This window comes from Pseudomonas sp. AC083 (assembly GCF_979253165.1).
The window spans coordinates 121,825-135,965 of record NZ_CEEDDH010000008.1 but is presented as its reverse complement, the minus strand read 5'-3'; the positions used below and the strand labels follow the sequence as shown (position 1 = coordinate 135,965).

Sequence of the window (14,141 nt, the reverse complement as noted above, 5' to 3'; positions counted from 1 at the left end):
GGGAACGCAGTAGCGCCCTTCCTTCAATACTTATATCTATAAGATGCTCACATAAGGAAGTGGCGCGAAACGCATTAACAAATGCTAAAACGTGGAGGCAAGCCTGCCAATGAACAAGCCGCTTTTCGACTTTGACCTCAAACGCGTCTCGCACCAGCACTACATAACAGGGAAAGCCGCCATCAATTTTCCGCATCCAGGAAGCACCACGGGTGGGTGGCATTTCCTTTCGTATTTTGACCGGGAATCCGGGGTGGCTAAGGCGTCATTGGCAGGCAGTCATTATCTTGACACCACCGACTATTTTGGCGACCTTGGCATCACAGACGTGACTGATCAGTTAGCTGACCTTGGCTGGTCTGTGGAGGGCCGACGTCTTTTCATGGCCAATCACTACCGAGCCGCTGCGGACATGATCGTTAGATGGGCATTGAGTGAGTCCATCCACTGCAGCGTCGAGATTGATGATTGGTTCCCCTCTCGAGCTGAAAGGCAGCGACTGCTTGAGATTCTAGATATAGGAAGGTCAAAGCTTTCCGAGGTTGGTAGATTGCAAAAAGCGGAAGCGTGGCTTCGTACGCAAACCTGAATCTCGGGTGTATTACCCAGCGTGTGCTCCACAGACCAGCACGGCGGGGCAAGCACATACGGTGAGTGCAGCCTCCTGGCCCCCTGTCAGCCCAGGCCATGCTCTGCCAAAACATCGGGCAAACCTATACGACTACCCGCACCGTTTGAGCCAGCGATGAGATGAACTAGGCTCTCTGGCTCATTCTCAAGGAAGACTGACATGCCAGATACCTCGGACTACAAGATCGCCACGGCGGACACTCTGACATTGCTGCTGCATAACCAGCACGCACTAGGTGCAGCAATAGAAGAAATAACCAAGTGGCTTTCAGAAAATGGAGTGGGAAGCGTCGCCGCTCATGCGATGTCGGCCATGGAAGCGCTGGACGCAAATGCTCAAGCCATCACCGATTCCATTTTGAGGATTCGACAGTCTTAGGTGCTGCTACCCCGAGTCCTGCGCACCTACCGCGCACCGCCAATTCGACTGAACGATAAGGAAAAGAATGTTCCCACCAATGGCGAATCCCAACCTCGAAATTAGCGCCACTGAATTCGAGTTCTTGGTCAGAGACTGGATCCTCAAACAGGGAGGTGAACTAACATCGCTGGAGGTCAAGCACGACGTGAAGGTCGAGGCCTACGACTCAACCTACCAGATCGACGTGCTGGCGAAATTCCAGGCTTTTGCAGGGGCCGAATTTATCGTGCTGATTGAGTGCAAAAAATACCGGAACGCAGTCGAGCGGGAGTTGGTTCAGGTACTCCACGACAAGGTGCGATCCGTCGGCGCTCATAAAGGAATGTTGTTCACCACCACGGGGTTTCAATCCGGAGCAATAAAATATGCAACAGCCCACGGTATTGCTCTGGTTTCGATAATAAATGGTACCGCCACCTACGAAACCCGCTCAGCTTACCCAGTCGCGACGCAGCCACCGGCTTGGCTCAACCTGCCGAAATTTGCGCTCTGGCACGTCAGTGAAAATGACGCCGGAAGCATCTCGATGAAGTCGCTGGGCCGTGCTCCTACGGAGGTCAACGAGATGTTCAGCTAGAAATCGGTCAGAACAGCCTCGGCATCACTCCGAGGTTTAGCTCATGCGAGGTAGCGGTTGTAATCGGGTACGAACGATCCACCCCAGCAGCACCAAGCTTCCCCCCAGCAGACCGATATATCTAAGATCGATGTGGTCGATCAAAAATCCTCCGGCCGTAGCTCCCAGCATGATTCCCAGATTGATCGCGGTAACGTTCACTGCGCCGACCAGTTGAGCGCTGCTGCCCGCTCTTCGCAAGACATCGATACCCATCAACAACCCGGTCGTCGCGTGACAGCAACCCACTGCAGCTACTGCGAGGGGGAGAAGCCACATCTCATTGCCTAGCATAGTGATAGCTGCCAGTGATCCGGCCAAAACCAAGAGTAGACGTTTGAACAAGGCGTCTAGGGGGTTAGGAACGCGTTTGGCCAGCACCAGGTTGCCCACGATATCTGCAACGCCATACAGCGCTAGAATCATCGTTACCTGCACCGCAGGAAAGCCAGTCTGTCGGATTAAGAAGGTGGCGAGATAACTGAATACAGACATGATGCCGCCGAATATGAGAACCGAGCTCAACAGCATCAGCACGATGTCCTTCTTCCAGATTTCGCTAAGCCGACTGAGCAGCGTGGTGGCTGGCTTTGACCCATTTAGCTCAGGTGGGCGAATCCACTTGATGACCATCATGAGCGCCACTGCACTTAGGCCAGACATCAAAATCAACGCGCCTTCCCAATGCCATAAATCACTTACAGCTTTTCCGACGGGAACACCTACAACGGACGCAATCGATACACCAATCAGCACCCTGGAAACCGCGAGGCTCTTGGTCTGCTCAGAAGACATTGCAGCTGCAATCAACGCCGCGTTCGTCCAAAAGATTGCGACCCCTACCCCGCCTAAGGCACGCCCGATCAATAGCAAGGAAAAGTTCGTGGTCAGGGCCGCAACGGTGTTGCCTAAGAAGAGCGCAATGCATGCCGCCGTCATCAAGGAGCGCATGCTTACACGATGCGTAAAGGCCGCAATTAAAGGAGCACCGATCCCCATTCCCAAGGCAAATGCCGTGATGAGCCAGCCCGCGTTTCCGACGGTTATGTGCAGCCCTGCCGAAATTTCAGGGAGGAGACCTGCCACGATGAATTCAGATGACAGCATGACAAACGCGGTAAATGTCAGAACGTACACTTTCGGGTTAAGCGAATTGGTCATTGGTTCTCAGTTTTAAACTATGCGTATTGCTGGCAGGCGGATAGAGCCTAAGAGATGCGTATGCATTGTCCATTTTCCCTACCCGTCCCGGTGCCAGCGAGGGATGCGTCCTATGGTTTTGCGAAACGATCTGGACGCTGCATTCCAGGACAGCCTGTCGATAATCAAATAGTGGCTACAGTCTAACTAAAAGGCAGCACCACATCCTTGAACACGTTTCAACGCAACATTCGAACCGCTAACACAATGCAACGTTTTCCTAGTAGAAGCGCGGCAATAGCGTCGAAAAAATCCACGTAATGGGCGTGCACGACGACACTTGATGGCCCATGGCACCAAATTGCTCCCCGATCTCACGACTTAGGCAAAATGGTCGATACAGGCGGAATCGCGTCCTTCGTTTCTCCCGCCTAGAGCAGCGGTTAGCAACCATGGGCGGAAGAACATCGTAAATCAGCGCAAGAGGGCTAGGATGAATTCTACGAAAAAGGTGCAACTCTGCGTTTTGTGCGGAGTGCGCGCAGCTACAAAGGGAGACGGCGATCACTTGCCGCCGCAATGCATATACCCGAAACCTAGGCCATTAAATATCCCATGGAACAAAGTCCCTGCGTGTACACCCTGCAACAATGCAGGTAGCGCTGACGATGAGCAGTTCAAGCTGATCATCGGGTTGAGTACAGGTGAGTACAGGGAAAATCCAGATCAGGTAATCGACTCCCTCGCTGGAACTATCGGTAAAAATATGAGGCTTGCCCGACAGGTGTTGACCAAACAGGAACGCGGCTATGGTCACCGCTTCGGAAATGCCGTAGCCGAGCCACTGGTCGCCGTTCCGTTTGACCGTGAAGCTTACAGCAGAGTCATTCAGCGCATTGTCAGAGGCTTGTATTGGCAGCAAAGTGGCCAAATTCTCAGACCAGACGCAGAAATCCAAATTATCCCGGAACAATCCGTTACGGCTGAGCTCGGGGCGCCGATTAAGCTTCTACTATCGCGCGCCACGCGGGTAGAGCTCAACAGCGCCACATTCGTCTACAAATTCCTATTGGAAGACGATGACGCTAGCTTCTGGGGCCTCCAGTTCTTCGACAAGCATTTCGTCTTCGCGCTTGTGTCCCCGCAGACGGAACCGAAATAGACCAGGGGAGGTGTATTCCTCTACTGACCAGCATTTGAATGGCCGTCGTCTCTGAACCCCGCAAACCAAGGACAAATCCTTGTGGTGGTTGGTAGTTCTGACGGCTCCTCACAGCTAAGCAGTCGCTTTAACCCAGTCCGTGTACCCCTTCGCACCACCGCCCGTCTGGTGTTGGCACATTGGCCGTGCTGTTTCTGATCGGCTGCGGCTTCGCACTGGTACCCGCACTTCAGATGCGGGCTTCTTGGGGCGCTGCTCGGCGGTATCCCGGCCCACTTCACGCCCACCAAGTGTTGGTTGACGCTACGCTTCTCGCCAAACCAATGCAGGAATTACCCGGATGTAAATTAGCTCGCTGACCAATTCAATCAGCGTTTGGGTGATGACTGCTGCCGCAGCTAGCCCTCTGATTTCTTCGGGTAGAGCAAGTGCCAAGGGCAGAACCACCAACGAGTTCCGTGTCGAGCTACTGAACGCTACTGATCTTGCAGTGATGGCCGGCAATTTGAATGCTCGCGCAACCAGCGCTCCAACCAATGGTGCCATGAGCATGAAACCAATGTAGACAGGAATTACGGGCAGCAGCTTGTCCATGTCTCTGACCACCGCTGAAATCTGAGAGCCGATCACTACGACCAATACAGCCGCCATAGCCGGCACAGGCATCCAAGCCCAAGCATTGTTCCAACCCTCAACGACGCGTGACCTTTTTGCACCGGCAGCTGTTGCTACCGCCAAGACCAAGGGCAAAGCGATCAGCACTACGAAGGCCTCAACAAATGGGCCGACAGATATAACCACTGCCGAGTCATTTCCCAGCATGAAGGCCAGATACAGGGGCAGTAGAACAAGCTGTAGCAAGAGTAGTAATGGCGTTGCCGCCAGAGTCAGCTTGGAGTCGCCTTTACCGATATGAGTAAACACCACCACATAGTCGATACAAGGCGTCAGCAAGACCAACAGTGCACCCACCAGAATCGCGGGGTGATCCGTTAGGCCCATGGTCAACGCCCAAACCAACAGGGGGATGGCGACGAAGTTGGCTGTGAGCAGCGCCGTCATGAAACGCTTGTTTGCGAGCCCTTCACGGAGATCCAGGAATGGGATCTGCAGAAACATGGCGTACATCAGCACAGCGATGGCTGGTGTCACCAACGCACCTAACGCTTGAGAAGCATTAGGTGCGAGAAGACCTCCGATAGCAGCGACAATGACCGCGACGAAGTAGACGGGAATCTGGTTCTTCTCTAGCTGTTCTCTGTCCACGAAATGCCCTTAAACGCGTGAAATCAATTTTCGATTGAGCAGGGTAATATCTGTAGCCACTACAGGTTCAAGAAAATGCTTGGGGAATTCGCATGTCAGGAATTGGGGCGTTGTCTAAATCAACGGGTTGCCACATTGAGACGATTCGCTACTACGAGAAAATAGGCCTTTTACCGCCGGCCCTGCGGTCGACCGGCAGGCACCGAATCTACACAGAGAAGCACCGTTCAAGACTCGTGTTCATCCGTCAGAATCGTGAGTTAGGCTTTCCCCTCGACGATATACGAGAACTCATCGCGCTCGCAGCAGATGCTGATCGTCCGTGTGCTGACGCACTGTCCGTGGTCAAGAAACACTTGGCAGAAGTAGAGTCTAAGGTCGCTAAGCTGCAGCAGATCCGCGTAGAACTGCTTTCCATGGCTGGCACGTGTGAATCAACTTGCTTGGGTTCAAACACCCCAGATTGCACGATTGTAGAGTCCTTGTTCGAACCCGCAGCAGGGACACGTTCGAGGTGCTGCTCGTGATCAAGGAGTTACAGTCGTTCGACATCAAACCAAGCAGTCACATCAGAAACGGCATTGGACGTTCTCAAACCAGCGTCAACTAACGCGTCGCTTGAGCGCTCGTGGGAGCTGCGCTGCGAAGCCCGAAAAGGATATTGATGCCGATTGCTCAGATGCGGTAGGCTCAGGTTAGGAGATGGCATTCCTCCTTAAACCGCCTTGTGCTGATGATGCCTACGTGAACCCTGGACAGGGTGCGTAGGTGTGTCTCCCTGTCCTCCAATTTAGGACAGGCTATGATCTTACCCTCCGAGTTTCCCTTTTCTTTCGGCGCGAGCCGCTTGCGAGTTAGTCCACTCAGGTCTGATGAGGTGGGCTCGCCATGCTGAAGTCATTACTGGTCATCGCCGTTGGCGCTTCACTTGGAGCCTGGTTGCGCTGGATATTGGGCATGAAACTGAATGCTCTGTTTCCTACGATTCCTCCAGGTACTGTGGTCGCGAACATGGTTGGGGGCTACATCATCGGCCTGGCCATCGCCTTCTTGGCCGCTTCCCCTACCCTCAGTCCAGAGTGGCGTCTTCTGATCATCACGGGTTTCTGTGGTGGGCTTACTACCTTCTCTACATTTTCAGCCGAAACGGTTGCCTTGATTCAGGAGGGCAGACTGGTCTGGGCGCTTTGCTCAATTTCGTTGCACGTTGCAGGCTCGTTAGCGATGACCGCTGCCGGGCTTCTGTCCTACCAAATGATTGGTACTCGCTGAGGAGATAGAAATGAAAGGCTATATGGTCGTTTTCTTCACCCAACAAAACCGTCGTTATCAGGGAAAGATGCTAGGCGAATGGATCGTCGACGTGGCTAAAGAAATGGGGTTGCGAGGCGCCACGCTCTGCACCGGAATCGAAGGGTTTGGGCACACAGGAAAACTGCATTCATCGCACTTTTTTGAGCTGGCAGATCAACCCACGGAGATTCGCTTGGCAATCACGGAAGATGAGGCAAAACGATTGTTCAAACGATTGGACTCTGAGGAAATATCGGTGTTTTTCACGAAGACGCCAATCGAGATGGGCACCCTTGGAAAAACACCTTCCAGCTCAACACCCTCCACAACTTCGGAGCTATGAACATGAGCTACGCGGACATCCCAGCTGGCAACGCCATCCCCGATGACTTTTTCACCGTTATCGAGATTCCTGCAAACCACTCGCCGATTAAGTACGAAGTGGACAAGCCGAGCGGACAAATTTTTGTTGACCGCTTCCTCAGCACGCCGATGTTCTACCCGGCCAACTACGGGTTTATCCCGAACACGCTGAGCGACGATGGCGATCCGCTGGACGTCCTGGTGGTTTGCCCATATCCCGTCTCGCCTGGAGTTGTCATTCGCAGTCGCCCGGTTGGTGTGATGTACATGATCGATGAAGCTGGTGCGGATGCCAAGGTGATCGCAGTGCCTCATGAAAAACTCAGCTCTATGTACAGCGACGTCAAGGAGTGCTCAGACCTCCCTGCATTACTCCTCGCGCAGATCCAGCACTTCTTCGAAAACTACAAGGCATTGGAGCCGGGCAAGTGGGTGAAGATGGGCCGTTGGGGGAGCGCAGATGAAGCGCGGGAAGAGATTCGTAAGTCGGTAGCTGCGTATATCCCCAAATAGACTTACGCCCGATTCAAATGCCTGTGTCGGAGGATCGCGCTGAGGTTCTTGCATTATGCTGGGGCTCAGTTGCTCCGATCATCAAATATCCGGGGAACCATATGCTGGGAATGAAGGAACGATGTTGACTCGCCCATCCCCCTCAACGGCTGATTTGCACCAGCAACTCCGCAGCAACTTTTTTCAGCATGAACGTTTCGCGCTGAATGGACTGCCCCATCGATGAGTCCTGACGCTGCATCACGGCTTCATTGTGCGTGATGGCTTCATGCAGGTTGATCCAGACAGGCCGCATACCATTAGCGATTTCGTGGCTTTCCATTCTCACGGGCTCTAGCTGGGTCGCTACTTCGCATTGATAAAAATGCGAGGTCATGTGCATCAGATCGTACTGTGGCTTCCAGTAGGGCCGGTACTCCTCGATGTAACCGTAGTGCTGGAGCACCTGTATTTCACGGGCACCAGTCTCTTCCTCAAGCTCACGCTTCAGGCCTGTGACAATGTCCTCGTCACCATCAAGGCCGCCTCCAGGAAAGCTGAAGTCGTTATAGCGCTCGGTGAACAGCAACAGGATCTGCTCACCCCGCATCACGATGTCGCGTGCCGCATGTCGACGGAATACTCTGCCCTGCTTGGATTTCAGCTCGGGGTGAACAATTTCAGTTATGAGTTGCATGTGGTCTCGTTACGGCAAGGTCAGTTAGTCATCGTCCAGGGTGGCCACGGCATTTCCGCAGTTCTGGAAATACTGTGGCCAGTGGATCGGCTCAGCGAAGCAGCAATACGGGTAAAGTGGATGTTCGCAGCATCGTCGTGGTCGTGCTGCCTACCAGAAACTGCCTGATGCGTGAGTGCCCGTACGCCCCCATGACCAAGAGGTCAATGCCGTGCTCTGTCTGATACGCATGCAGCACCGACTCTACTTCGCCTAAGCGGATCTCGGCATGCACCAGCGAGCCAGAAGAGGCAAGTGTGGTTCGTGCTTTCTCCAGCTCATTCTGGTTTTCTTTAGAGTCCGTACCAACCATGACGATATGAATTGGCAGGCCTTCGCACAGCGGGCTTGAAGCAAGCATCTGTACGGTCTTGTGGCCTGTAGCGCTGCCGTCAAATGCCACCATGACCGTTTCAGGTTTCGTGAAATGGCTGGTTGTAATCAGGATGGGGCGGTGGATAGTTCGGACTACCGCTTCAATCTGGCTGCCAAGACTTTGGGCACTGCGCGTGCTGTCCTCTCCGACTCTTCCAATCACCAGTAATCGAATATCATTTTGGAGTTCGCTCAGGCTCTCGACTAGATGGCCATGGCGCTGCTTCAGATCAGGTGACATGGCGCCAGAGATGACTGTTCGCTCGCGAGCTTTTTCAAGCATGTGCAGCCCATGCTCCAAGGCCAGTTTTGCACGCTGCGCATCCAGCGTGGCCAACTCTTCCAGTAGATGTTCTCTGCTACCGAGACCGATATTGCCGCTGAGGTCAGCGGATGCAGGGTATTTCTCCTTATCCAGCACATGAAGCAACGTCAGGGGAGCGCTGAGTCGTTGCGAGGCCCATGCTGCGTAATCGCAGACCGCCAATGAGGATTGTGAGTTATCAATGCATGCCATTACGTGGGTCATTGTCGTTCTCCTTAGTGGCTCATGAGCTTGTCGATGGCACCGGGTTTGTCATGCACGCCGAAGCGGTCAACGATTGTTGCGCTGGCTTCATTGAGACCGAGCACTTCAACCTCAGCGCCTTCACGGCGGAACTTGATCACGACCTTATCCAGCGCTGCGACGGCGGTGATATCCCAGAAATGCGCCTGTGTGAGATTGATGGTGACCTTGTTGAGAGCTTCCTTGAAGTCAAAGACTTCAGTGAACTTGTCCGCAGAGCTAAAGAACACCTGACCCACGACGTGGTAAGTCCGATGCGATTCCGTCTCTTCCAGAGTGCTCTTGATATCCAGGTAGTGCCCCACCTTATTGGCAAAGAACAGCGAAGCCAGCAGCACACCTACCAGTACGCCGTAAGCCAGGTTGTGAGTGGCCACGACGACCACGACAGTCGCCACCATGACGAGGTTGGTCGACAGAGGATGCTCTTTCAGATTACGCAAGGAATCCCAGCTAAAGGTGCCGATGGACACCATGATCATCACAGCCACGAGTGCCGCCATGGGGATTTTGGAGAGCCATTCGCCAAGAAATACCACCATCAGCAGCAGGAAAACGCCGGCACACAATGTCGAGAGACGGGTGCGGCCACCAGATTTCACGTTGATGATCGACTGGCCGATCATGGCGCAACCTGCCATGCCGCCAAGCATGCCGGCAGCGATGTTGGCCACACCCTGGCCTTTGCACTCGCGGTTTTTGTTGCTGGTGGTATCGGTAAGGTCGTCGACGATGGTCGCGGTCATCATTGATTCGAGTAGACCCACTACTGCCAACGCAGCCGAGTACGGAAAAATGATGCGCAGGGTTTCAAAATTCAGCGGAACTTCAGGCCAGAGGAAGATCGGGAGCGTATCAGGCAGTTGGCCCATGTCACCGACGGTGCGGATATCCAAACCGAGGTAAATGGCGATGGCAGTCAGCGTCAGAATGCACACCAACGGTGACGGAATCAGCTTGCCGATTTTCGGTACATACGGGAACAGGTAGATGATTCCCAGGCCCGCAGCGGTCATGGCATAGACATGCCAGGTGACATTGGTCAGCTCAGGCAATTGCGCCATAAAAATCAGAATCGCCAATGCGTTTACGAAACCGGTGACTACCGACCGTGAAACGAACCGCATCAACGAGCCAAGCTTCAGGTAGCCGGCAAGGATTTGAAGTACGCCACATAGAAGGGTCGCGGCCAGCAGATACTGAAGTCCGTGCTCTTTAACCAACGTAACCATGAGCAGTGCCATGGCGCCGGTAGCCGCCGAGATCATTCCGGGGCGCCCACCGACAAAGGCGATGACAGCACAGATACAGAAGGAGGCGTAGAGACCGACTTTGGGGTCTACACCGGCGATGATGGAAAAGGCGATGGCTTCCGGGATAAGCGCGAGTGCGACCACTAACCCCGCGAGCACGTCGCCACGGACGTTGGAAAACCACGTTTGTCTAAGTTTTTGCAGCATAGAAAATATCCAAGGCAAAGCATCGCGCACGCCAAGGGAACGGCGAGCGAATCGATACAAATTCAAATTTTGAGGATTTTTTGCTGTGTGCTTAAGGTGAAAAACCAGGCGTACAGCAGTGCGCACCCGCGAGCGAGGCTAGCGGAAGCAGGATGTTGCGAGGGGGCGTAGCGCTAAGGCGGCGTAGGCTGCCAGTAGATCGTTTGGAGTACAGTCATGCTGATGTTCCTGTAGCTCAAAGGTAAGGCTGAGCGATAAGTATACAGCCGAGTTATCGTCGATTGCCACCCGCCGACTCGATTTGGTTGGTTTTCCTAGAGCCCGCCCTGATGAGCCAGATTGAAAAGCAGCGCCAAGCGGAACCGCTGCTGCGGTGTGCACCGTGAGCTGGGGTTGGGTACCATCATCGGGCCTGCCAGTAACTTTTCATCATGAATCGAGGGCATAATTTTCAGTAAGGATGGTATTTGTGGGTTGGATTTTTTTGTTACTAGCCGGCGGTTGTGAGATTTTTTACGCAGCTGCTATGCCGCGCACCGATGGCTTTACCCGGCTCTGGCCGAGCATCTTTTGTGCAGTGTTCATTTGCCTGAGCATGTATCTCCTGTCATTGGCTACCCGCACTATTCCGGTCGGTACAGCCTACGCAGTATGGGTTGGGATCGGAGCGTTAGGTACGGCTGTTTATGGGATTTTGGTGCTTGGCGAGGATCGCAGCGCAATGCGAATCTTCTGTTTTTTTCTGATTTTGGCCGGAATTGTTGGACTCAAATTTCTTTCGGCAAAAGAACACTAAATTGAAACTGGGATGGCCTGCATGGCTTTGAAAATCCGTACGGCGGCGGTAGCAGATGCTGTAGCTATCCAGGGCATTTACGCTCCCATCGTTTCAACAACGGCGATCTCGTTTGAAGAGACTCCGCCAAGCGCTGAGGAAATAGCTCAGCGGATAGCCACGACACTTCAGACATATCCCTACCTTGTGGCTGAAGAAGGTGGTGAGATCAAGGGATATGCATACGCAAGCCAGCATCGTGCACGTGCAGCCTACCGATGGGCTGTTGACGTGACGGTGTACATAGCTGAATCAGCTCGCCGCCAGGGTGTTGGCCGCGAACTCTACGAGACTCTACTTCCAATACTAGAGAAACAGCGATTTCGCGCCGCTTACGCTGGAATCGCACAGCCCAATGAAGGCAGCGTGGGCCTGCACGAGTCGCTAGGATTCACCCATATAGGGACGTATCCAGAAGTAGGCTTCAAGCTTGGGAAATGGCACGACGTCGGCTATTGGCGGCTCGGGCTGTGCCAGGCAACCCCTCCACTGGAACCTATTCTCTTCCCCCAGGTTGAAATCAAGCCAGTGATGGGGTGAAGGCTCGTAGTTTGGTGAATGCGACCAAAGCGCCGATGCCCAATATCCCGGCCATGATCCAAATTAGCCAGTTTGGGCCAAGCTGCACCAGGATGTATGCGCATGCCATGGGCGCTACCGCTTGTGCAACCAACACTGGGCGAGCGATCAGGCCAAGGTGCATGCCCAGGTTGGTGCTGCCCAACAGTGTAAGTGGGACTGTTCCTCTGGCGATGGTCATGATCCCATTTCCACCGCCGAAGGTAATCACTGCGATAAGGGACAGCATCACCATCCCCGGCCCCAAGGCCAACAGTCCGACGATGCAAGCCAGAATCCCTAGCCTTGCTATCCATACCGGATGAGCGCTGCGGCCAAACGCATATTCCAAAAGTCGAGCGACAACTTGAGACGGCCCCATCAGTGCTCCGAGCGTTACTGCCATGGCGGCGGAAATTTCATGGCTACGCAGGAGCGCTATTAGATTGACCGCCAAAGCTGACATCACGAACGCATGTAATGTGAACAGCAAGGCGATCCACGCTAAGCGTGGATCAGCAGGCGCGTACGATGCTTTGGCGATCTTGGCGGACTCAGTTGCTCGCGGCGTAGGCAATGGAACCGTTAGCAGGTGAAGGGGCAAACCTACAGCAAGATGGATTAAAGCGAGCATCCTGCAGGTGGTTTGCCATCCATGGCTCGCATCCATCGACGCCAGAAAAGGCCAAGCGACCGTGCTTGCGAAGCCCGCTATGAGTGTCAGTCCGGTCATCGAGCCTCTCGCCCTTACCCCCATCAGTCGGCCCAGTGTCGCGAATCCAGCGTCATACAGGCCTACGGCCATGCCCAAACCCAAAACTGTCCATGCGATGTAGTAGACGAACAGCCCTGATGCGAAAGACATGGTGATTAAACCAAGAGCCAGCAAAAGCGAACTGCTGGCGAGCACCCATTTTCCGCCATGCTTATCAATAGTCCTGCCGACTACAGGCGCGCATATTCCAGCGACAAGCAGAGACCACGATAAGGCGCCCACTACAGCGGGAACGGATGTATTTAGTGAGCGCGAAACGGGTTCAGCTAGAACTGCCGGCAGATAAAACGTGGAGCCCCACGCAAGAATTTGGTTACAACCCATTGAGCCAATCAGGGTCGCATGCTGCCTTGTCGTCGGGGCTGCGGTAGACATCAGTCAAACTCAGCGAGATAGCTTTGCACTTGCTTGACTACATCTCGAGCGGTGCGGGTTACTCCGATCAATGTCGCGGAGGCGAGCCCCGTCCAATCGCCGTAACCCACCAGCCACAGATTGTGTGAAGCAACACTCCGGTTTTCGTCCACAGCCACTTTGCCATCCTGGCCTACAATGCCCAGGCTGTTTAGGTGGTCGAGCGCTGGAGAAAACCCAGTGCACCAGATGACGACATCCACCGCTGTTTCGTCTCCTGACGACCAGACAACGCCTGTTGAAGTGAAGTGCGTGAATGGCCGTACTGCGCTCAATACACCGCGTTCACGAGCGTCCTTCACCGATGGCACCATTACGATGTCGCCCAGCCCCCCAGCGGGTTTTTCAGGTTCCACGCCATCCTGTTGCGCCTTCAATCAAGCAGTAGCTCGTTCGAACAGGACACGCCCATCAACCTCATCAGGTAGAAACTTTGGAGCCTCTTGAGTCACCCAGGTTGCCTGAGCCACTTTAGAAACCTCGGCGTAAATCTGGGCTCCCGAGTTGCCACCACCCACGACAAGGACGGTTTTCCCCTCAAACTCATCCGGCCCAACGTAATGAGCGGAATGAAGCTGCTGCCCTACGAACAACTCCTGTCCGGGATAGCTCGGAGTAAATGGGCGGCTCCAGGTGCCTGTTACACTGATAACCGCTTTGGCATCCCAGTTTCTATCCCCGGAAACAACCCGTAATCCTTCTTCGATTTTCTCGACACGGGTCACCCTGGTGGATCGGATGATGGGGAAGTCATATCGACGCTCGTACAGAGTCAGATAGTCGATAACATCATCACGGTGAGGCGTTTCTTCTGATACGGCAGGCATCGGCCAGCCCGCAATCGAGCTCCATGCCGATGGAGAGAAGAGTCGCAGCGAGTCCCAGCCATGCCGCCAGGCTCCTCCTGGTGCCGACTCCGCATCGAGCAGCACGTAAGACAAGCCTGACCGCTTCAAAAAATAGGCGACTGTCAGCGCGGATTGACCACCGCCAATGACCACAACATCAAGTTTCGAATTCTGACTCACCAGCATCCT

The 14,141-nt window shown here is 54.1% G+C and carries 16 protein-coding genes, 1 pseudogene and 1 riboswitch; of the genes and pseudogenes, 9 read left to right on the top strand and 8 right to left on the bottom strand.

The features are described from left to right. Window positions 1–109 precede the first annotated feature (109 nt). The 3 genes from AC0IXA_RS14300 to AC0IXA_RS14290 all read left to right on the top strand — a co-directional run bounded on the left by AC0IXA_RS14300 (window position 110) and on the right by AC0IXA_RS14290 (window position 1,628). Window positions 110–589: a hypothetical protein gene (locus tag AC0IXA_RS14300; RefSeq protein WP_471813572.1), complete on the top strand. Its 480-nt coding sequence runs from the start codon at window positions 110–112 to the stop codon at window positions 587–589. A gap of 201 nt (window positions 590–790) precedes the next feature. Then, a complete protein-coding gene (locus AC0IXA_RS14295; protein WP_008438054.1) occupies window positions 791–1,009 on the top strand; it encodes a hypothetical protein in 219 nt (72 codons plus the stop codon). Between the two features lie 67 nt (window positions 1,010–1,076). Beyond that, on the top strand, window positions 1,077–1,628 hold the full coding sequence (locus AC0IXA_RS14290) for a restriction endonuclease (RefSeq protein WP_471813570.1): 552 nt from the start codon (window positions 1,077–1,079) through the stop codon (window positions 1,626–1,628). A 36-nt stretch (window positions 1,629–1,664) separates the two neighbouring features. Here the strand turns inward: AC0IXA_RS14290 and AC0IXA_RS14285 are convergent, their stop codons facing one another. The 3 genes from AC0IXA_RS14285 to AC0IXA_RS14275 form a co-directional block, all read right to left on the bottom strand. Continuing rightward, window positions 1,665–2,828 carry an MFS transporter gene (locus AC0IXA_RS14285; protein WP_471813568.1) on the bottom strand — a complete coding sequence of 388 codons (1,164 nt, stop codon included), beginning with the start codon at window positions 2,826–2,828 and terminating at the stop codon, window positions 1,665–1,667. A gap of 583 nt (window positions 2,829–3,411) precedes the next feature. After that, a complete protein-coding gene (locus tag AC0IXA_RS14280; protein WP_164660374.1) occupies window positions 3,412–3,738 on the bottom strand; it encodes a hypothetical protein in 327 nt (108 codons plus the stop codon). A gap of 534 nt (window positions 3,739–4,272) precedes the next feature. Continuing rightward, window positions 4,273–5,235, bottom strand: coding sequence for an arsenic resistance protein (locus tag AC0IXA_RS14275; RefSeq protein ID WP_471813566.1), 963 nt, complete (start codon window positions 5,233–5,235; stop codon window positions 4,273–4,275). A gap of 92 nt (window positions 5,236–5,327) precedes the next feature. On the opposite strand from AC0IXA_RS14275, the gene AC0IXA_RS14270 reads away from it, so the two are divergent. From AC0IXA_RS14270 to ppa, 4 genes are all read left to right on the top strand, one after another. After that, a complete protein-coding gene (locus tag AC0IXA_RS14270) occupies window positions 5,328–5,762 on the top strand; it encodes a MerR family transcriptional regulator (protein ID WP_168224320.1) in 435 nt (144 codons plus the stop codon). Window positions 5,763–5,924: 162 nt separating this feature from the next. Next, a riboswitch (Fluoride riboswitch) is annotated at window positions 5,925–5,985 on the top strand. A 138-nt stretch (window positions 5,986–6,123) separates the two neighbouring features. Next, on the top strand, window positions 6,124–6,507 hold the full coding sequence (gene crcB / locus AC0IXA_RS14265) for a fluoride efflux transporter CrcB (protein ID WP_471813564.1): 384 nt from the start codon (window positions 6,124–6,126) through the stop codon (window positions 6,505–6,507). A gap of 10 nt (window positions 6,508–6,517) precedes the next feature. Then, complete coding sequence (locus tag AC0IXA_RS14260; protein WP_458376990.1) at window positions 6,518–6,871, top strand: DUF190 domain-containing protein; 354 nt, start codon at window positions 6,518–6,520, stop codon at window positions 6,869–6,871. Window positions 6,872–6,873: 2 nt separating this feature from the next. Further along, window positions 6,874–7,404 (top strand): inorganic diphosphatase, encoded by a 531-nt coding sequence (gene ppa, locus AC0IXA_RS14255; protein ID WP_471813562.1) that lies wholly within the window; start codon window positions 6,874–6,876, stop codon window positions 7,402–7,404. Between the two features lie 142 nt (window positions 7,405–7,546). On the opposite strand, the gene AC0IXA_RS14250 is transcribed toward ppa, so the two are convergent. The 3 genes from AC0IXA_RS14250 to AC0IXA_RS14240 form a co-directional block, all read right to left on the bottom strand. Next, complete coding sequence (locus AC0IXA_RS14250; RefSeq protein WP_471813560.1) at window positions 7,547–8,080, bottom strand: NUDIX hydrolase; 534 nt, start codon at window positions 8,078–8,080, stop codon at window positions 7,547–7,549. Window positions 8,081–8,171: 91 nt separating this feature from the next. Next, on the bottom strand, window positions 8,172–9,023 hold the full coding sequence (locus tag AC0IXA_RS14245) for a universal stress protein (protein ID WP_471813558.1): 852 nt from the start codon (window positions 9,021–9,023) through the stop codon (window positions 8,172–8,174). A gap of 11 nt (window positions 9,024–9,034) precedes the next feature. Further along, entirely contained in the window at window positions 9,035–10,522 is a 1,488-nt protein-coding gene (locus tag AC0IXA_RS14240) for a SulP family inorganic anion transporter (RefSeq protein ID WP_471813556.1), read from the bottom strand. Window positions 10,523–10,991: 469 nt separating this feature from the next. Here AC0IXA_RS14240 and AC0IXA_RS14235 point away from each other — a divergent pair, with 469 nt between their 5' ends. Next, complete coding sequence (locus tag AC0IXA_RS14235) at window positions 10,992–11,318, top strand: DMT family transporter (RefSeq protein ID WP_463872829.1); 327 nt, start codon at window positions 10,992–10,994, stop codon at window positions 11,316–11,318. 21 nt (window positions 11,319–11,339) lie between these two features. Then, window positions 11,340–11,897, top strand: a complete 558-nt coding sequence (locus AC0IXA_RS14230) for an arsinothricin resistance N-acetyltransferase ArsN1 family B (protein WP_471813553.1) — start codon at window positions 11,340–11,342, stop codon at window positions 11,895–11,897. Here AC0IXA_RS14230 and AC0IXA_RS14225 read toward each other — a convergent pair. Beyond that, a complete protein-coding gene (locus AC0IXA_RS14225; protein WP_471813551.1) occupies window positions 11,878–13,065 on the bottom strand; it encodes an MFS transporter in 1,188 nt (395 codons plus the stop codon). The genes AC0IXA_RS14230 and AC0IXA_RS14225 overlap by 20 nt on opposite strands. Further along, window positions 13,065–14,138: pseudogene (locus AC0IXA_RS14220) on the bottom strand (ArsO family NAD(P)H-dependent flavin-containing monooxygenase). Before AC0IXA_RS14220 ends, AC0IXA_RS14225 begins: the two are co-directional and overlap by 1 nt. Between the last annotated feature and the right edge of the window lie 3 nt (window positions 14,139–14,141).